Annotated in this window: 17 protein-coding genes and 1 tRNA gene; 11 read left to right on the forward strand and 7 right to left on the reverse strand. The window is 57.1% G+C overall.

What is annotated here, in order from left to right; all coding sequences use genetic code 11:
- Nucleotides 1-55: 55 nt before the first annotated feature.
- Entirely contained in the window at nt 56-1477 is a 1422-nt protein-coding gene (sbcB, locus tag FS690_RS01260) for an exodeoxyribonuclease I (RefSeq protein WP_145338962.1), read from the reverse strand.
- Between the two features lie 195 nt (nt 1478-1672).
- Between sbcB and dacD the strand changes: the two genes are divergently transcribed.
- From dacD to FS690_RS01275, 3 genes are all read left to right on the forward strand, one after another.
- Nucleotides 1673-2842: a serine-type D-Ala-D-Ala carboxypeptidase DacD gene (gene dacD, locus FS690_RS01265; RefSeq protein ID WP_094112140.1), complete on the forward strand. Its 1170-nt coding sequence runs from the start codon at nt 1673-1675 to the stop codon at nt 2840-2842.
- Nucleotides 2843-3016: 174 nt separating this feature from the next.
- Nucleotides 3017-4075 carry an FUSC family protein gene (locus FS690_RS01270; protein WP_039385281.1) on the forward strand — a complete coding sequence of 353 codons (1059 nt, stop codon included), beginning with the start codon at nt 3017-3019 and terminating at the stop codon, nt 4073-4075.
- 171 nt (nt 4076-4246) lie between these two features.
- Nucleotides 4247-4567 (forward strand): DUF496 family protein, encoded by a 321-nt coding sequence (locus tag FS690_RS01275; protein WP_039385998.1) that lies wholly within the window; start codon nt 4247-4249, stop codon nt 4565-4567.
- A 36-nt stretch (nt 4568-4603) separates the two neighbouring features.
- Here FS690_RS01275 and FS690_RS01280 read toward each other — a convergent pair whose 3' ends face one another.
- Together FS690_RS01280 and FS690_RS01285 are read right to left on the reverse strand one after the other, a co-directional pair.
- Complete coding sequence (locus FS690_RS01280; protein ID WP_039385279.1) at nt 4604-5671, reverse strand: LacI family DNA-binding transcriptional regulator; 1068 nt, start codon at nt 5669-5671, stop codon at nt 4604-4606.
- Nucleotides 5672-5739: 68 nt separating this feature from the next.
- Entirely contained in the window at nt 5740-6525 is a 786-nt protein-coding gene (locus tag FS690_RS01285; protein WP_039385276.1) for a phosphate/phosphite/phosphonate ABC transporter substrate-binding protein, read from the reverse strand.
- Nucleotides 6526-6741: 216 nt separating this feature from the next.
- Between FS690_RS01285 and FS690_RS01290 the strand changes: the two genes are divergently transcribed.
- On the forward strand, nt 6742-7764 hold the full coding sequence (locus FS690_RS01290; protein ID WP_039385272.1) for an LLM class flavin-dependent oxidoreductase: 1023 nt from the start codon (nt 6742-6744) through the stop codon (nt 7762-7764).
- 240 nt (nt 7765-8004) lie between these two features.
- Here the strand turns inward: FS690_RS01290 and FS690_RS01295 are convergent, their stop codons facing one another.
- The 3 genes from FS690_RS01295 to FS690_RS01305 are packed head-to-tail and all read right to left on the reverse strand — an operon-like array spanning nt 8005 to nt 10955.
- Nucleotides 8005-8832 (reverse strand): glycosyltransferase family 8 protein, encoded by an 828-nt coding sequence (locus FS690_RS01295; protein ID WP_104085166.1) that lies wholly within the window; start codon nt 8830-8832, stop codon nt 8005-8007.
- A 20-nt stretch (nt 8833-8852) separates the two neighbouring features.
- A complete protein-coding gene (locus FS690_RS01300) occupies nt 8853-10235 on the reverse strand; it encodes a D-arabinono-1,4-lactone oxidase (RefSeq protein ID WP_145338963.1) in 1383 nt (460 codons plus the stop codon).
- 60 nt (nt 10236-10295) lie between these two features.
- A complete protein-coding gene (locus tag FS690_RS01305; protein ID WP_104085360.1) occupies nt 10296-10955 on the reverse strand; it encodes a TetR family transcriptional regulator in 660 nt (219 codons plus the stop codon).
- Between the two features lie 182 nt (nt 10956-11137).
- Between FS690_RS01305 and FS690_RS01310 the strand changes: the two genes are divergently transcribed.
- Complete coding sequence (locus tag FS690_RS01310; RefSeq protein ID WP_145338964.1) at nt 11138-12013, forward strand: hypothetical protein; 876 nt, start codon at nt 11138-11140, stop codon at nt 12011-12013.
- A 124-nt stretch (nt 12014-12137) separates the two neighbouring features.
- On the opposite strand, the gene FS690_RS01315 is transcribed toward FS690_RS01310, so the two are convergent.
- A tRNA-Asn gene (locus FS690_RS01315) sits at nt 12138-12213 on the reverse strand.
- A gap of 518 nt (nt 12214-12731) precedes the next feature.
- Here FS690_RS01315 and FS690_RS01320 point away from each other — a divergent pair.
- From FS690_RS01320 to FS690_RS01345, 6 genes are all read left to right on the forward strand, one after another.
- Nucleotides 12732-13655, forward strand: a complete 924-nt coding sequence (locus FS690_RS01320; protein WP_039385265.1) for a sugar ABC transporter substrate-binding protein — start codon at nt 12732-12734, stop codon at nt 13653-13655.
- 33 nt (nt 13656-13688) lie between these two features.
- Entirely contained in the window at nt 13689-15173 is a 1485-nt protein-coding gene (locus tag FS690_RS01325; protein ID WP_039385263.1) for a sugar ABC transporter ATP-binding protein, read from the forward strand.
- A gap of 14 nt (nt 15174-15187) precedes the next feature.
- A complete protein-coding gene (locus tag FS690_RS01330) occupies nt 15188-16219 on the forward strand; it encodes an ABC transporter permease (protein ID WP_104085164.1) in 1032 nt (343 codons plus the stop codon).
- Between the two features lie 341 nt (nt 16220-16560).
- Entirely contained in the window at nt 16561-17478 is a 918-nt protein-coding gene (gene nac / locus FS690_RS01335; RefSeq protein ID WP_108569555.1) for a nitrogen assimilation transcriptional regulator NAC, read from the forward strand.
- Between the two features lie 123 nt (nt 17479-17601).
- The gene (gene cbl, locus FS690_RS01340; RefSeq protein ID WP_145338965.1) at nt 17602-18561 is read left to right on the forward strand and encodes an HTH-type transcriptional regulator Cbl; all 960 of its coding nucleotides are present in this window, start codon (nt 17602-17604) and stop codon (nt 18559-18561) included.
- A gap of 60 nt (nt 18562-18621) precedes the next feature.
- Nucleotides 18622-19455, forward strand: a complete 834-nt coding sequence (locus FS690_RS01345; protein ID WP_104085163.1) for a GNAT family N-acetyltransferase — start codon at nt 18622-18624, stop codon at nt 19453-19455.
- Nucleotides 19456-19546: the final 91 nt, after the last annotated feature.

The raw sequence follows: 19546 nt of genomic DNA on the forward strand, positions 1-19546 counted from the left end.
GGCCTGATACGGGCCTGCGGCGGCAGGCAACACCCTGCCGCCGCAGCGCCTCTCCTCAGGAGACCAGCGCCTGAGCGTAGTGATAGAGCGCTTTCAGCTGCGCCATCTTATCCGCATCCTCTTCGTGCAGGCTGGCGAGCGACTCCAGCTCCAGCAGAAACGCCTGTACCCGCTCTGGATTTAACGCTTCGCGGCGATGCTGCAGCCAGCGCTGCTGCTCGCGATCGTCGAGGGTGCCGGGGAAATTACGCGCCCGGTAGCGGAACAGCAGCGGATTGACGCGCGCGTCGTTAAACGTAAGATCCAGCGCGGGCAGGTTCTGCGGCGCCGTCTGACGCAGAATATTCATGCCGGCGCGATCGGCATCGCTGAAGAAGCCGTCATAGAGCTGCGCATCAACATCCTCCGACGGCGTAAACGGCTCCGCTTCAGCAAACAGCGTCACCACTTTTTCGCGTACGTCGACGTGCTGGCGCAGCAGGGCGAGGTTCGCCAGACAGTGCTGGCGATCGATCCCGAGCCGCTCCGCATCCTCCGGGCGCAGCGTACTGGCCGGGGCCAGCACCGGGCACTTATTGATGTGCACCAGCTTGATCGGCACCGGAGCCGCATCGCCCAGTTCGCTCTGCCGCGTATAGAGGCGCTCGCGCAGCGCGTCCGGCTCCAGTTCCAGCAGCGGCGTCATATCACCCGCCAGGTCCGCCACAATCAGCGCATTTTTATTATCAGGATGCCACGCCAGCGGCACGATCCAGCTGGTATTGCCCCGCGCGGCGCCAAACATACCGGAGACGTGAACCAGCGGCTTCATCTGCGGAATATCAATCAGGGTCATCAGCTTCTGCTTATTACGATGCGCAAACAGAAACGCATACAGCTTTGGCTGCTTCTCTTTGACCAGTTTTGCCATCGCCAGCGTCGCCCATACATCCGACATCGCATCGTGCGCCTGTTCGTGCGCCACGCCGTTGGCTTGCGTGAGATGCTCCAGCTTAAAGCTGGGAAAGCCCTCATCATTTTCCGGCCAGACAATCCCTTCCGGGCGCAGCGCATAGCAGGCGCGCATCACATCCAGCAGATCCCAGCGCGAATTGCCGTTCTGCCAGCTCCAGCCGTAGGGATCAAAAAAGTTGCGGTAGAAGATGTTGCGCGTGACTTCGTCGTCAAAGCGCACGTTGTTATAGCCGATCACGCAGGTATTGGGCTGGGTAAACAGCGCGTGGATAAGTGCAGCAAACTCCGCTTCCGTAACGCCGCGCGCGCGCGCAACCTGCGGCGTAATGCCAGTGATCATCACCGCTTCCGGCTGCGGCAGATAGTCATCTGCAGGCTGACAGTAGAACACCTGCGGTTCACCCACCGGGTTAAAGTCGGCATCGGTGCGCAGGCCGGCAAACTGGGCCGGACGATCCAGCGACGGGCTCTTCCCGAAGGTTTCATAATCATGGAACAGAAAGGTGAACTCAGAGGCGGGCACGGCGTTATCCTGGATTGAAAAATCAACCCACAGAATAGTCGGGCGTTTCAGTCAGTACAACCCTCATCCATTGCGCTGCGGGCGGGTCTGAGTTTTTTCTGTACGGGACATACTTTTTTTCAATTTATTCAGATATCAAAGCGCTATTTGCCGTACAACGTGCGGCGGTAAATTCATTTTTAAACTGAGGACGATGTGTTGAAAAGGCGTGTGTGGGTAACTCTTTCTGGATTAGTGTTTGTGGCATCAATAGCGCAGGCGGAGGACAGCCTGGCGTTTCCCGTGACGGCGCCGGGTATTGATGCCGCATCATGGGTATTAATGGACGCTACCACCGGGCAGATCCTCACTGCCGGCAATCCGGATGCGGAGCGTAATCCCGCCAGCCTGACTAAACTGATGACCGGCTATGTGGTTGATCGCGCCGTCGATCAGGGAAAAATTACCCGGGATGATGTTGTGACCGTAGGCAAAGATGCCTGGGCGGCCGGAAACCCGGTGTTTAAAGGCTCTTCGCTGATGTTCCTCAAGCCAGGCGATAAAGTCACGGTACGCGATCTGATGCGCGGGGTCATTATCGACTCCGGCAACGACGCCTGCGTGGCGCTGGCAGACTATGTCGCCGGCAGCCAGGAAAGTTTCGTCACCATGATGAACCACTATGTACAGAAGCTCGGTCTGACGCATACCCATTTTGAAACCGTGCACGGCCTCGATGCGCCGGGTCAGCACACCACAGCGCGCGATCTGGCGGTGCTGTCGCGCGCCATTATTAATGGCGAGCAGGACTTTTACGCCATGTACAGCGAAAAGACCCTGAGCTACAACGGCATTACGCAGAACAACCGTAACGGCCTGCTGTGGGATCAGCATCTGCACGTCGACGGCATGAAAACCGGGCATACCGAGAGCGCCGGGTTCAATATCGTCGCCTCCAGTGTTGAAGGGCGTCACCGGCTGATTGCGGTGATCATGGGCGGCAAAAGTTCCAAAGGACGCGAAGAGCAGGCGCGCAAGCTGCTGACGTGGGGGCAGAGCAACTTCGATACCGTGCAGCTGTTCCATGCCGGTAAGAAGATCGGCAACGAAAACGTCTGGTACGGCAATCCGCATAAAGTCGAGGTAGGCACCACGCAGGATATCTATCTGTCTCTGCCGCGCAGCGAAGTGGCTAACGTGATGGCGAAATATGTTATCGATCGCAAAGATCTTACCGCGCCGCTGAAAGCGGGCGAGCAGATTGGTGAGATTCAGGTACTGGATAAAGACAAACAGCTGGCGAGCTATCCGCTCTATGCGCTGCAGACGGTTGAAGAGGCGGGCATTCTTACCCGTATCAGCGACTACGTGAAGCGTAAACTCTGACAGGTTTAACCGTGGCGTTATCGCTGCGTTTCTTTATTGAAAGCAGAATGTAACGCCACGGTTACCTGATACGTACGGATAGAAAAAAAGCGGGAAAAAGCGGCGGCAGGGGCTGAAGCCAGCTGCCATGCCAGGGTAACATAGCGCGCAAATTTTTCCCGTTTCCGGATCACCATGTTACGCGCTGACAAGCCTGTCTCGTCGATTGAATTCTGGTTCTACCGCCACTACCGCGCCGTACACGGCGTGCGTATCGCAATCGCCTTTGTGCTCTGCTTTCTGTTTGTCAGGCTGACAAATATTCCCGAAGGTACCTGGCCACTGATTACGCTGGTGGTGGTAATGGGACCTATCTCAACCTGGGGAAACGTGCTGCCGCGCGTGATTCAGCGCATCAGCGGAACCTTTGCCGGGCTGATTTCCGGACTGATTGCGCTGAAGCTGGAGCTGATCTCGCTGCCGCTGATGCTGGTCTGGTGCTTTGCGGTAATGATTGTCTGTGGCTATCTGACGCTGGGCAAACATCCCTACATGGCGCTGCTGATTGGCATCACGCTCGGCGTGGTGGTAGGGGCGCCAGCCGGTGATTTCACCGTGGCGCTGTGGCGCGGCGGCGATGTGATTTTAGGCTCGCTGATGGCGCTGCTGTTCAGTGCCATCTGGGCGCAGCGCGCCTATATCCACTGGCGTATACAGCTTTCAGATGCGTTTGTCAGCATGGCAAAGATTCATCACGCCGGCTTTTCCCCTAATCTGGTCGAGAAGCCGCGTCTCAATACGCGCTTTCAGAAGCTGCTCAGCAGCGTGATCAGAATGCGCGCGCTGCTTGAGCCCGCCAGTAAAGAGACGCGTATTCCAAAATCGGTGTTTGAAGCGATCCAGACCATCAACCGTAACATGGTCAATACCATGCAGATGCAGATTGAAGCCTGGTGGGCCTCACGCGAGAGTCATCTGCTGCTGCTCAGTGCACCTGCGCTGCGGCGTACCCAGCAGATGACTGAAGAGACGCTGAACGCGCTGGCGCTGCTGCTGCAAAAAGGCGAGACGGAACAGGTTATCGCAAACAGCCACGCCCTGGAGGAGATAGTGCAGGAGCTGGAGGCGCTGATCGCCAGCGGCAGCGCGCAGCTTGAAACCACGGCGATTTACGGCTACGTCTGGCTGAGCCTGGAGCAGGCGCGGCAGCTGGAGCGCATGACCGATCTGGTCCGGCTGGCGCTGCGTAAATAGTTTTCTCCGGCAACCACTTAGTGCGAATCGCCCTTTCTTTGCGCTAAGATAAGAGCCAGTCTGAAATTTGCTGTGAGAATTGCTAACCCGGCTCAACAGCCGCTAAGCTACAACTCTTGACGTTATATGACTATTCCGCCTGCTGCTGCAGGCCTTAAGAAAGGTGCCAACATGGAAAATGCCAAGCAATCATTTCAGGACGTGCTGGAGTTTGTGCGTATGTTTCGTCGTAAAAACAAACTGCAGCGCGAAATTCACGATAACGAAAAGAAAATCCGTGATAACCAGAAACGTGTGTTGCTGCTGGATAACCTGAGTGAATATATCAAACCCGGCATGAGCGTGGAGGCGATCCAGGAGATTATCGCCTCTATGCGCGTGGACTATGAAGATCGCGTGGATGAGTACATCATTAAAAACGCCGATCTGTCGAAAGAGCGTCGCGACCTGTCGAAAAAACTGAAAAGCATGGGTGAGCCGAAAGGACATTAAGTGCGGCAGTAAGGTTTCACTGTGACGAGGTCGCCATTATGGCGACCTTTTTAATGCCTGCGCCAGGACCTGCAGCTGGCGGGCAATTTCGCTGTTATCCAGGCCATCCTGCTGCGGAGCGGCCGTGGTTTCGCGCAGAATCAGCCCGGTCTCGAGCAACGGCGCAGGCAGCGTCTCTCCGGCCAGCTGCGCCAGGATCCGGTCCACGCTGATACGCCCAAGCTGCTGCAGATCCTGCCGGATGGTGGTCAGCGGTGGCTGATACCAGGCGCTCTCTGCGGTGTCATCGTAACCAATCAGCGAGATATCCGCCGGGATCGCCACGCCGTGCTGGTGTAGCGCGCGCATCGCACCCAGCGCCATCTGATCGTTAGCCACCAACAGCGCCTGCGGCAGCCGATCCGGCAGCAGGGTGAGCAGTGCCTGATAGCCGGACGCCGCGCTCCAGTCACCCTCCAGAACACAATAAGGCTGCAGCTGATGCTGTGCCAGCGCCCGCTGCCAGTCCGCAAAACGTGCGCGGGCAGAGGCTGAGCGCGCCGGACCGTTCAGCACGCCAATTTCACGATGCCCCAGCGCCACCAGATGATCCACAGCCTGCCGCGCCCCGCAGCTACTCTGATACTGACACTGCGGCACCGGCGCGCAGGTTTCGACATCAAGAAACAGGGCGGGTTTACTGCCGCACTGCTGCTGAATCTGCGCCGCCTGTGCGGCATCCAGCGGCAGGTTAATCAGCAGGGCATCAACGCGCTGCGCCAGCAGCTCATTGACCGTATCGGATGCGGCGCTCTGCGCGTTAGCCATGGCGATCACCAGGTGATACCCCGCCGCCGCGGCCCGCTGCTGAATCGCAGAGGCGATCTGCGCCGGCGCCATCAGCGCCAGATCGCTGGTGGCCAGTCCCAGCGTGCGCGTTGCCTTTCCCGCCAGCTGCTGCGCCACCCGGTTGGGTACGTAGCTGAGTTCTGCCATCGCCGCCTCTACCCGGGCGCGCGTGCGTGCCGAGACCTGCGACGAATGGTTCAGTACCCGGGAAACCGTTTGATAAGAGACGCCGGCCAGGCGGGCGACATCATCCAGCGTTACAGAGCGCGCGGTCATTACATTCTCCTGAATTGACTGCGGCGAGTGTAACAAATTTTCCCGTTAGTCACCTGTTCCCGCGTTGTTCAGAGCCGGGTAACGCCCATGGCTGCCGCCTGCTGCTCCCACGCGAGCACCTCATCATAGTAGCTGCGGCGGGGCACGGAGAAACCGGCCAGCAGGTTAGCCTGCATCAGCGGTTTAAAATCCTCAACGTTGGCCAGTTCAAATAAGGCGCTGCGCAGTTTTTCCAGCAGCAGGCTATCGGTGCGGGAAGAGGTAATAAGCGGCAGGGCCGGGCAGAGCGGCGTCTCGCCAATAATTGTCACATCGGCCAGCGCCTGCGGCTGATACTTCTGCAGCAGCGCCCAGGTAATGCAGTCAATGGCGGCGATATCCGCTTCATTGCGGCGCAGCGCCGCCAGCGACTGCTGATGGCTGCCGCTGAAGTGCGTTTCGGCAAAAAATTTACCGTTCTCTGCAAGCGGTGCGATCGCATAGCGCAGGGCGTTGTAACCGGAGTGTGAGTCAGCGCTGTTGCATACGGCACGGCGTCCGCGAAAATCTTCCAGCATGCGGGCGTTCTCCGCCTGGCGCACCACCAGCCAGCTGCGATAACGCAGATCCTGGCAGCCCGCTGCGCACGACTGCATCGTACCAACCAGCTGTACCTCCGGCAGCTGACTGACCAGCGCATAGCCGCAGGTCTGGCTCAGCAGCAGATTGTCGTCGCGCCAGTGGGTAAGCAGATCGTCCGGGGCGACCACCTCTGCTGTCACATCGCGTTTTGCCAGCAGTTTCAGCAGCGCGCTGGTTGTCGCCGCCGTCGTCGCGCTGTCGATGTCATACATAGGTAAAGAGATAAGGTGCATAGGGCATCCCTGAGTGCATCAGCCTGTTCGGCAAATCAGTGTTTAAGGATAGCTGAGATTGATAAGCGAGAGGGTGGCTGCGGTTGTACAAAAAAGTTGAAGATGCGCACGAAAACTATTGGCTATCACTGCCTGCCGCGCTGGCGTACCCTTTGTTTATCGATTTATGCACACGTAACGCCAGGCGGTCCTGTCGCCGGCGGGGAGCACTGAAACATGAAAAAAATTGGCTTTCTCTCATTTGGTCACTGGACGCCGTCACCCCATTCTGCCACCCGTTCGGCGCAGGATGTGCTGCTGCAGTCTATCGACCTTGCGGTGGCGGCAGAAGAGCTGGGGGCCGACGGCGCCTACTTCCGCGTCCACCATTTTGCCCGTCAGCTGAGTTCGCCGTTTCCGCTGCTGGCGGCGGTGGGGGCGAAAACCCGCCGCATTGAAATCGGGACTGGCGTTATCGATATGCGTTATGAAAATCCGCTCTATATGGCAGAAGATGCGGGCGCAGCCGATCTGATCTCTAACGGCCGTCTGCAGCTCGGACTGAGCCGCGGTTCACCGGAGCAGGTGATTGAGGGTTATCGTTACTTTGGCTTTGATCCCCGCGCCGGCGAGAGCGATGCAGATATGGGACGCCGGCATACCGAGGCGCTGCTGGACGTGCTGCGCGGTGAGGGGTTTGCAAAGCCAAATCCGCAGCCGATGTTCCCGAACCCGCCAGGGCTGCTGCGCCTGGAGCCGTTCTCTGAAGGGCTGCGCGAGCGTATCTGGTGGGGCTCCGGCTCAAACGCCACTGCCGTCTGGGCCGCAGAGCAGGGGATGAACCTGCAGAGTTCTACCCTGAAAGATGATGAAACCGGCGAACCCTTCCATGTGCAGCAGGCGCAGCAGATCCGTGCCTACCGTGCAGCCTGGGCTGCCGCAGGCCATCAGCGCACGCCGCGCGTGTCGGTGAGCCGCAGTATTTTTGCGCTGATGAATGATACCGATCGCGCCTATTTTGGCCGCGGTGGTCAGGATCAGGATTCAGTCGGTTTTCTGGATGAGAAGACGCGCGCCATCTTCGGCCGCAGCTATGCAGCCGAGCCGGATCGCCTGATAAAGATGCTGGCAGAAGATGAAGGCATCGCAGAGGCAGATACGCTGCTGCTGACAATTCCAAATCAGCTCGGCGTTGATTACTGCGCGCACGTTATCGACAGCATCCTCACCCACGTCGCCCCGGCGCTCGGCTGGCGTTAACCGGCCGTTTGAAACCAGGGCCGCATAAATGCGGCCCCTACGTTGCATTATCATTCATGGCGCCCTGGCCGCGTAAAATCAGGGCCGCAATAATGCGGCCCTTACCGCCATTACAGGGGCGCCATTCATGGCGCCCTGACCGCGTATAAAACCAGGGCGCATAAATGCGGCCCCTACGGTACACCATCATTGTAGGGGCGCCATTCATGGCGCCCTGGCCGCCGATGAAAACCGGCGCCGCTATGCGGTACCGCGCTCCCACCACAGCTTGTCCAGCGCATAATAGCGGTCGCGCTCTTCTTCTGGCTGATTGAGATCGCGCTTCCACGGCTTGGCGAGGATATAGTGCAGGTTTTTAACCTTATCCTGCTGCCACATAGCGCTGTGCTGAAATGGCAGCGTCTTCAGCGCGTTATAGATATAAGAGAGCGGCAGCCAGCGTCCGGCAAACACCTCATTCAGCAGATCCTGCTCGGAGAAGGGATAGCGCTTAAGATCGTCAATCTCCTGCACTTTCTGCTGCAGCCAGCTGAACACAGCGTTATCCGGTTTCAGCACCAGGAAACCGCCATTGAGATAAGCATCAAGCGTGGCGGGCGCCGTTTCACCCCGGTCATGCCAGGTATAGTGACAGTTTTCCGGCTGCCAGCTGGCCGGATAGCTCGCAATCTGGTTTGGATTACAGCGGCAGGCGTGGCAGGCGGCCAGCGCATACTTACCCATATCCAGCGTAAACAGCTCATCCATATTCTGCAGGACCAGCATATCGGCATCCAGAAAGACCACGCGCTCATAGTCGGTCAGCTCCCACGCGCGTAGTTTACTCCACACCTCGCCAAACTGTGCCGAGGCGTAGTGCTGCTCCAGCGCGCTATCAGGCATCAGCGGTGCGACCGGATGGATCACGCAGCCCGCAGCCTGCAGCGCAGCGCGCGTGTCAGCATCGATTGCATCCGTTACCATCACAACCAGCGGCCAGCGGGTTTCACTGCGCTGAAGCGAACGGTGCAGCGCTTTCACGCCAATAACATAATCGGGCTGCGTCAGCAGCGTTACCCAGGCGAACATACTCTCTCCCTGTACAAACATCAGTCAAAAAGCGCGGTGGTATAGTCGTTACTGAAACGACGGGCAGGATCCAGCGTCTCACGCACCGCGCGGAACGCATCCCACTGTGGATAGATATCGCGCCACTGATAGCGCTGCGGATCGTAATATTTCCCCCAGTGCGGACGTCCGCCTTCGGCAGCCAGCAGCTTCTCCACCTCCGTCAGAAAATGCAGGCCCTCCTGCGACAGCGAGCCATCATCCGCGTAGTAGACCACAAAGCCAAAGAAGCAGGAGGGCTGCTGATGTGACGGGCTCAGCCAGCCCTCCGAGGCGCCGGTGCAGCGCAGGATAATCGGGTAGTGCATATGCGGCTGATGCTCAGCGTACCAGGCTTTGATTTTGCTGATAACCTGCGGCGTTCTATCGAGCGGCACGGCAATTTCTACGTTGATCTGCGGCACCGCAATACCGCGACAAAAAAGCTGATAAATATCGCCGCTGACATCGGTGAAATCGCGGAACCGGGTGACGGTGCGGAACTGTTTACCGCCTTTACCGTGGATTTGCGTATCGCGGTGCATTTGCGCCAGCGTCTGATCGATCGTATGGTTCAGGCTGCTGTCGGCGTTATCGCCATGCTCAATCACCTGACGTCCGTTGGCGTGCCAGGCCTGCGTATCCTCATCGCTCGCCTGTTCAGCGTTCCAGACGTGCATCAGGTTGTCATCGACAAACCACCAGGCTTTGCTCAGCTCATAGTCGCTATTCCACTTCAGCAGATCCTGCTCCAGTCCATCGGCACTGACGGCAAACTTGCAGCAGGTAAATAAGCGAAACGGCTGGGTGCGCAGCGTAACCGCCGTCACGACGCCAAGCGAACCCAGTGCAACCTGCGCTGCCGGAAACTCGGGCTCACCGCGCGTAAACTCGCGTATGCTGCCATCAGCCAGCACCATACGGATGCGCAGCGCTTCATCGGCCAGTGAACTCTGCTGTAAACCCTGACCGTGAGTGCCGGTCGCCAGCGCGCCGGCCAGCGTCTGAACGGCAATCACGCCCGGCGAAGAGGCGAGCATGCGATCGCGTGCGGTTAAGGTGTCGTAAACTTCCTGCAGCAGCGTACCGGCTGCAAAAGTGATGGAATTGTCATCTTCAGCCACCACGCCGGTAAAGGCGCTCAGGTCGAGCAGCAGGTCATCAGGCTGCACGCAGAGCATCCGGCCTGGCGACAGCCGGCTGCCGATCAGACGCACTTTTCCGCGCGTATCGCGCAGCAGCTGCTGTAGCTCAGCTTCCGTTTGCGGCTGATGCAGCTGCTGACGCTGGCCCACGACAGAGTTCTGCGCCCAGTTCCACAGGGCCGTATCATGTTCAGTATCCTGGGTGTTGCGTAACGGATAGAGAAGGGCATCTTTGTTCACTTCAGTGTTCCTTAGTCTCAGGTCTGTGACGGTCCCGTTGATGAGATCAAGCGTAGACCATCACAGCGAACCCGCAGACGACGGGGCCTGGCGAATGTAACGCAGCGTTGCCGCCACAGCCAGCTGGCGGTTGCGGCGGATGGTTTCCGCTTCGCTGTCGTCAGGCGTGAACAGCGTATGAAAGGTGTAGCGGTTCGACACATGATGCACGCAGATACTGCTGATCAGGCGGTGCACATCCACGCTGTTAAGGTCGCGGTAAAACAGCCCCTGCTGCTGGCCACGCGTCAGTATCGCTTCAAGCAGATCGAGCGCGCTGCGGTTAAGCGTTTTGATCCGCTCAGACTGCATGATATAGCGCCCGCGCAGCAGGTTCTCGCTGCAGACCAGCCGCATAAAGTCCGGGTGCGCCACATGATAATCAAAGCTCGCCTCAACCAGTTTGATCATCGCCTGTTCCGGTTCGAGTGTGGCAAGCTGCAGGCTGGTTTCATGCTCGCGCATGGCGCGATACACCTGCTCCAGCACCTCAATGTAGAGCGCTTCTTTGCTGGTGAAGTGATAAACCACCATGCGTTTCGTGGTCTGCGCCAGCGCTGCAATCTGCTCCATGCGCGCGCCCGGCAGGCCATATTCGGCGAAAACAGAGAGCGCAGCCGCAATGATACGGCGCTTTAATCCTTCCGGATCGTTTTTGCGTTTACCGGGGGTCTCAGACATGGTTCTCACAGCGTTGATTAAAAACCCCATGATAACACAGGCATACTCCAGCCCGGACAGCAGTACGTGTGGCGCGAAGCCAGCGGTGAATTTCAGGCCGTAAGGAGCGAATTTAGAGAGCGCGCACAGAGGAGATCATTTTTACTATAGGGCTGTTTTTTAGACGCAGTTCAGGAGAAATTATGTCAGTTCCCTCTTTAATCAGTACCAAAGAAGCTTCCCGGCTTAGCGCCTATGCGATGGGCATCGGCAGTGAATTGAATATGAAAGATGTTACCCGGCCAAAAAGTATGCTGGAGCGTGTTGTTGATATTTTTACATTTGGCGGAGTCAGAAGAGAAAAGGAGGAAGTCTATAAGTCAGTGATAGCTCAACTCAGAACCGAACTTCGTGATAGAAAAGTTACGCCAGATTCACTGCAAAATATGGGAAAAATAGAGCTACATCTCAATAAAATGGATATTACGTTAAGGCCTGATAGCCGGTATAACGCAATGCAGATTATCGTATCCAGAGGAAGCGAAAAGGCAGAGGGTTTTGTACCTGACAGCAATTTTACTGCTCTCTGTTCATCGATCATGCTCAGAGAAAAATTAGGGCTCAGCAGGGATAATGATCTTCTTATGCCATCAGGAGAAATTAATCTTACAGATATTCATGAAGCTAATTTGAATGCGAAGGATATTTTTTCGATTCTTAGTAATGTGCCTCCTCAGATAAAATTAATTACAACTGAAGAGAATACAGATAGGTTAAAACGTGAATATGATGAATTATCAGGAATGAATAATAATACTAAACCTTCTGTTAGCAATGAACCAGAACCAAAGATAAATACCTTAGAAAAAAGAATAACAAGCAATGATATAGTTTCTTTTATCGAATTTCGAAAAAATTCTGAGTCTGATCTCGGTCCTGCTACAGGATATTCTTCGAGTATATATTCAGACAGCGACACGTTGAGTCAATATTCCACGCTTGAAGGAGATACCGAAAGCAATACAACTCTTTATCACAATATGCGAAACCGCAAAGACATGTCGATTAAAGTGAGTTAACTCTTCCATTGCTACCAAAGCCTGACCCTTCAGGCCAGCCTGGTACACTACCAGCCAGTACCACATCAAAACGCAACATAGCAAAAAGCCCGCTCAGGTTTCCCTGAGCGGGCTTTTCTAATTCTGGCTCCTCTGACTGGACTCGAACCAGTGACATACGGATTAACAGTCCGCCGTTCTACCGACTGAACTACAGAGGAATCGTGTGAACGAGGCGAATAGTAGCGAGCCCGATCCCGCTTGTCAAAGCCGTACTGCACACTTCTGGTTTAAGTGCGCGCAAAAGCACCATTCTGCTGCTTTTCTGCCTGATATGGTGGCAAAGCAAACTGCCAACAGGATCTCACTTCAGAGGCATTTCCGCTGAGATGTTAGAGGCGTGTCAAATTTTTGCGGTTTGCTGATTTTAAAACAACCGTTTCAGTGCTTTTATGATGAAAATTTCATATGAAGCAAGTATGAAACAAATGAACTGCTTATCATCACGCCGGAAACTATTTTTTACCCGGCGGCGGTGACAGCAAAATTAACCTGTTGATAAGGAGCGCGTTCTTCAGAACAACATCAGCTGGCTTCAGCGCGAAAAGTGCAACTATCCAAAATCTGTACCCATAAATAACGCCAGCCGCGGTGCGCAAAGGCAAAAAATTTTTTTCATTTACCTGATGCATCATGCTGTGCGTGCGTTAACCAACAATAAGAAGGTAGAAGGTGCCCTATGAAATTTAAAAAAGCGTTAGTCACTTCCCTGTTGGCCTGCATGTTGCCCGCTGCGGTTATGGCGAAAGATCTGCAGGTTGGCGTCTCAATGGCGCTGTTTGACGACAATTTCCTGACCATTCTGCGCACGGCCATGCAGAAAGAGATGCAGAAAGATAACGTAAAAGGCCAGCTGGAAGATGCCAAAGGGGATGTGTCACAGCAGCTGCAGCAGGTACAGAACTTTATCGGACAGGGCGTGGACGCCATCATCGTCAACCCGGTGGATACCAACGCCGTGAAACCGATTATGGACGCGGCGAAAAAAGCCAACATTCCGCTGATCTTCGTTAACCGTAAACCTGCCGGTGAACTCACGGACAAGATGGCGTATGTCGGCTCAGACTCCGAGCTGGCGGGTCGCCTGCAGATGGAAGCGCTGGCTAAAGCGATGAACGGCAAAGGCAACGTGGCGATCCTGATGGGCGATTTAGCGAACGAATCAACGCGCGACCGCACCAAAGGGGTGGAAGCGGTGGTCGCGAAATATCCCGATATCAAAGTGGTGCAGAAACAGACCGCAAAATTCACCCGTAACGACGCGGTGGATGTGGTCAGCAACTGGATGACCGCCGGCGATGACATCCAGGCTATCGCCTCTAACAACGATGAAATGGCGATTGGCGCACTGCAGGCGCTGGGTAAAAACCCGAACCATATCCTGATCGCCGGCGTGGATGGCACCCCGGATGCGCTGCAGATGCTGAAAAACGGCAAAATGGTCGCCACGGTTTTCCAGGATGCCAGCGGGCAGGGTGCAGGCGCGGTGCGGGCTGCGGTGAGCCTCGCAAAAGGGGAGAAAGTTGAGAAAGTGATCAACATCCCTTACCAGCTGATCACCAAAGAGAACATGGCGCAGTTTGAGAATCGCAACCAGAAATAACCGCTCTCCCCTTAAGCCGTATGGAGGTGATGTATGACCGCTTTTGCGCTTGAAGCCGAAGGCATCAGCAAGTTCTTCCCCGGAGTGAAGGCGCTCGATAACGTCTCACTGCGAATCAGGCCGGGGTCGGTACATGCCCTGATGGGCGAGAATGGCGCAGGCAAATCCACGCTGATGAAATGCCTTATCGGGATCTACCGTCCCGATAAGGGCACTATTCGCATCAAAGGGGAACCCGTGCAGTTTCAGGACACCATGGACGCGCTGCGTTCCGGCATCTCGATGATCCATCAGGAGCTGAACCTGGTGCCGCATATGACCGTGGCGGAAAACATCTGGCTCGGGCGTGAACCGATGAAGTTTGGCTTCGTCGATCACGCCCTGCTAAACCGCCAGACGCAGGAGTTGCTCAACAAACTCAATATTCGCCTCAAAGCGGATCGCATGGTGGGCGAGCTGAGCATTGCGGCGCAGCAGATGGTGGAGATTGCCAAAGCGGTATCGTGGAACTCTGACGTGGTGATCATGGATGAACCCACCTCCGCGCTGACCGAAACTGAAGTGGCGCACCTGTTCACTATCATTCGCGACCTGCGGGCGCAGGGCAAGGCGATTATCTATATCAGCCATAAGATGGATGAGATTTTTACCATTACCGATGAGATCAGCATCTTCCGCGACGGCACCTGGGTCGGCAGCAACGATACCAGCGCGTTTACGCGGCAATCGCTGATCACCCAGATGGTAGGGCGTGAGCTGACCCAGCTGTTCCCTAAATTCAACGGCACCATCGGCGACGATGTGCTGACGGTGCGCGGCCTGAGCAGCAAAGAGCGCTTTAGCGATATCAGCTTCAGCGTGCGCAGGGGAGAAATTCTGGGCGTGGCCGGGCTGGTGGGCGCAGGGCGCAGTGAGGTGATGGAGAGCCTGTTTGGCATGGAGAGCTACGACAGCGGTGAAGTGCTGATTGACGGCGTGCCGGTCAGCATCGATTCGCCCTCCACGGCCATCGAGAAAGGCATGGCGTTTCTGACTGAGGATCGCAAGAAGTCAGGGCTGTTTTTGGTTCTCTCAGTAATGGAGAACATGAGCATCGTTAACATGCCCGGTTACACCGGCAAAAGCGGCTTTGTCAGCCATGTGAAAATGGCGCAGGACTGTATGGAGCAGATCCGCAAGCTCAATATCAAAACCCCGACCATGGATCAGATCATCAATAACCTCAGCGGCGGTAACCAGCAGAAAGTGCTGATTGCGCGCTGGCTGCTGGCACAGCCGAAGATCCTGATTCTGGACGAACCGACCCGCGGCATCGATGTGGGAGCCAAAGCAGAGATCTACCGCCTGATCAGCGAACTCGCTAATCGCGGCGTCGCTATCATCATGGTCTCCTCTGAGCTGCCGGAAATTCTCGGCATGAGTGACCGCATCATGGTGATGCACGGCGGGCGCATAACCGGCATCCTCAGTAAAGAAGAGGCCGATCAGGAAACCATTTTGTCGCTGGCATCTGAGTGAGGCTTGAGATCCCTATGAATAATGTAAAAGCTACGGCCCCGCAGGCCACTGAACAAAGCTCCTTCTTCAGTAATCTGCGCCACAAGCTGCCGAAAGATACCGGCATTTTTGTGGTGATGTTAGGCATTGCGCTGATTTTTGAAATTGCCGGCTGGTACGTACGCGACCAGTCTTTTCTGCTCAACACCAACCGTTTAGTTCTGATTGTGCTGCAGGTCGCCATCATCGGTATTATCGCGGTCGGCGTTACGCAGGTCATTATCACCACCGGTATCGATCTCTCCTCCGGCTCCGTTATCGCCCTGACGGCGGTGGTGGCGGCAAGCCTGGCGCAAACCTCAGAAAGCCTGTCGCCGATGTTTCCCTCGCTGGTTAACCTGCCTGCGGCTATCCCTATCGGCGCCGGTATTGGCGTCGGGCTGCTGTGCGGCGTCATCAACGGCGTGCTGATCACCCGCACCGGTATTCCGCCCTTTATCGCCACGCTGGGGATGATGGTGTCCGCGCGCGGTCTGGCGCAGTACTATACGCAGGGTAATCCAATCAGCTTTCTGTCAGACAGCTTTACCTCGATTGGTCAGGGCGCCATGCCGGTTATCATCTTCCTGGTGGTGGCGTTCCTGTTCCACATCGCGCTGAAACATACCCGCTACGGCAAATATGTCTATGCGATTGGCGGCAACATGACGTCAGCTAAAGTGTCCGGCATCAACGTTAACAAGTATCTGATCATTGTCTACACCATCGCCGGCGCGCTCTCGGGCCTGGCAGGCGTCGTACTGGCAGCACGCGTCAGCAGCGGCCAGTCAAGCATGGGGATGGCGTATGAGCTGGATGCTATCGCCGCAGCGGTTATCGGCGGCAGCAGCCTGATGGGTGGCGTGGGGCGTATCACCGGCACGCTGATCGGCGCCGTGATCCTGGGACTTATCAAAAGCGGCTTTACCTTCGTGGGCGTGGACGCCTATATACAGGACATCATCAAAGGCATGATCATTGTGGCTGCGGTTTCCATTGATATGCATCGCAACCGCAAAAAACGCTGAGTCACCTCGCTCTGCGACACGGCTGACCCCGGCATAACCGGGGTCAGGCCGGAGGCGGCACGGGACGCTACCACCTCTCCGTCATCACTTTTTTGCACGTCTGCCTTGCAGGTTTTGCACCAGCAGAGTGCATGCTATCCTCCGCTTTACCCGCCCGCTGCGGCATCAGCACGCTCTGTTTCCTTTCAGGTAATCACAAAAGCTTATTTTCCAGTCTCTTAATTACCACTGCCCGCCGTTTTTTTCCGCGATGAAATAACTGGCCTGCTTATTGCAAAACTCTGTTTATCGGCCAGCAGGCTAAGCGCCCTTCAGGGGTTAACCGGATTGACGGAGGCAACATGAACTTAAGACGGCTGAAATATTTTGTGAACATCGTCGATATCGGCAGCCTGACCCGCGCCGCCGAAGTGCTGCACATTGCGCAACCGGCGCTCAGTCAGCAGGTGGCGACGCTGGAGAGCGAGCTGGATCAGCAGCTGCTGATCCGCACCAAGCGCGGCGTAACGCCCACCGACGCGGGTAAAATCCTCTATGCGCACGCCCGCACCATATTGCGCCAGTGTGAACAGGCGCAGGCCGCCGTCAGCAAAGCGGGCCAGACGCTGAGCGGACAGGTTTCTATTGGTCTCGCACCCGGCACGGCCGCCTCTTCTCTGACCATGCCGCTGCTGCAGACCGTGCGCGAGCAGTATCCGGACGTGCTGGTATATCTGCATGAAAACAGCGGCAGTTCGCTGAATGATAAAGTGCTGAACGGTCAGCTCGATATGGCCGTGCTCTACGATCGCTCGCCTGCGGCTGGCGTGACCAGCCTGCCGCTGCTGAAAGAGGAGCTCTATCTGGTCGGCGCCACCGCCTGTCCGGGATCGGCGGTGGATCTGGCCGACGTGGCGCAGATGAACCTGTTCCTGCCGCGCGACTACAGCGCGGTACGCAAGCGGGTAGACGAAGCGTTTTCACTGCGCCGCCTGAGCGCGCGCATCATCGGCGAAATTGAATCGATCGCCACCCTGACCGCCGCGGTCTCCAGCGGGCTGGGCGTAACCGTGCTGCCTGAATCCGCGGCCCGGGCGCTGGTCAGCTCAACGCACGCCTGGATGGCGCGCATTACCTCACCGTCGCTGACGCTGCCGCTGTCGCTGAATATGTCTGCGCAGCTGCCGCTCTCACCTGCGGCGCAGGCGGTCAAAACCATACTGCTGTCGCTGCTGAATAAGCCAGCGGTTGCCGATCGCGAGCTGATGCTGGTGGGCTGAAAACCACAGCATCGCGATAACGCTCCTTATTACTAAACCGCATAACAGGCGGTTTTTTATTATTTGTTGTATTGACGCCCGCTCCCTACCATGGCGAAAACCGTGCCAGAAGGGGGAGAGGGTGTGAATTTCCAGCAACTTAAAATTATTCGGGAAGCCGCCCGCTGCGACTTCAATCTGACTGAAGTCGCCAACACGCTGTTTACCTCGCAGTCCGGGGTCAGCCGGCATATCCGCGATCTGGAAGATGAGCTGGGCGTAGAGATATTTATCCGGCGCGGAAAACGTTTGCTGGGCATGACGGAGCCGGGCAAAGCGCTGCTGACCATAGCCGAACGCATTCTCGATGAGGCGGGCAAGGTACGGCGTCTGGCCGATGTGTTTACCAATGAGACCAGCGGCGTGCTGACGATTGCCACCACCCATACCCAGGCGCGTTACAGCCTGCCGCGCGTCATCAAAGCGTTCCGCCAGCTCTATCCCAACGTGCGGCTGGAGCTGAATCAGGGCTCGCCGCAGGAGATTGTCGCCATGCTGCTGGCCGGCGAGGCGGATGTCGGTATCGCCTCCGAACAGCTGGTTAACCACGCCAGCCTGGCGGCTTTCCCCTGGTTCAGCTGGCATCACTCGCTGCTGGTGCCGACCGGTCATGAGCTGCTGCAGCAGCAGCCGGTGTCGCTTGAAAGCCTGAGCGCCTGGCCGTTGATCACCTACCGGCAGGGGATCACCGGTCGTTCACGCGTGGATCGGGCGTTTCAGACGGCTAATCTGCGGCCCGATATTGTGCTGAGCGCACAGGATTCTGACGTGGTGAAAACCTATGTTGAGCTGGGGCTGGGCGTTGGCGTACTCGCCGATCAGGCGTGTGATATCTATCAGGGCGAAAACCTGGTCAAGATTGATGCCCGTCACCTGTTTGAAGCTAACACCGTCTGGCTTGGGCTGAAGCGCGGACAGCTGCAGCGCAACTATGTCTGGCAGTTTCTGGAGCTCTGCAACGCTAATTTGTCGCTGGAGGAGATCAAGCGACAGGCGCTCTCCTATGAGAGTGAAGAAGAGCCGGCGCTCGATTTTCAGATCTGAGGCTGTCAGGCGCGGCAGCGGTGTGGCACTCTTCTTTTGCATTCATTAAGGGAGAACCGCATGAGCATGACGTTGCGTGATATTACGGCGGCCGATGCCGCGGCGGGCCATGCCCTGACGCAGCAGGCGGGCTGGCCACACCGTCCTGAGGACTGGCAGCAGCTGATTGCGCTGGGTGAAGGCGTGGTGATGGAGGAGGCGGGACGACTCTCCGGCTGCGCGCTTGGCTGGCGCTGGGGAAGCAGCGCAGCCACCATCGGCCTGGTGGTGGTGGATCAGCAGGCGCGCGGACGCGGTATCGGCCGCAAGTTAATGCAGGCGCTGATTACGCGCTTCGCCGGCTGCACGCTGCGCCTGCATGCAACGGAAATGGGTAAAGGGCTTTATGCACAGCTGGGATTCAGGGAGTGCGGTCAGGTATGGCAGTACCAGACGGCGGCATTAGCCGCGCCTCCCGCTATAGCGCTGCCGCCTGCGCTAAGCCTGGAGCCGGCATGCAGCGCAGCCTGTGCGGAACTCTGCACGCCCGACTGGCAGGCGACCGGCCTGCAGCGTGCGCGTCTGCTGCAGCAGTTGCTGCCCGGTAGCGTGCTGGCACGCGATGCGCAGGGGATACAGGGTTTTGCCAGCCTGCGTCGCTTTGGTCGCGGCTGGACCATCGGCCCGGTTATCGCCCGGGACGGCAGCGTGGCGCAGGCGCTCGTTGCCACGCTGCTGCAGACGCTGACCGGTCAGTTTGTCCGGCTGGATACGCCCGACGCCGGGCTGGCGGAGTGGCTGGCAACGCTGGGTCTGCAGCAGGTCGATGCGCCGCACATTATGGTGCACGGCACCCCCTGGCGCCCGACAGAGGAGATGCACTGTTTTGCGCTGGTCTCCCCGGCGCTGGGTTAGGCAGCCAGCGGGCGCAGTCAGGCCATAATCCGGCAGATCCTCTGCACGCCCGTTTCTGTCAGCTACCCTTAAAAGCTGACAACAGCCTTTA

This window comes from Pantoea sp. PSNIH1, from assembly GCF_007680655.1.
GTDB classification, from domain to species: domain Bacteria; phylum Pseudomonadota; class Gammaproteobacteria; order Enterobacterales; family Enterobacteriaceae; genus Pantoea; species Pantoea eucrina.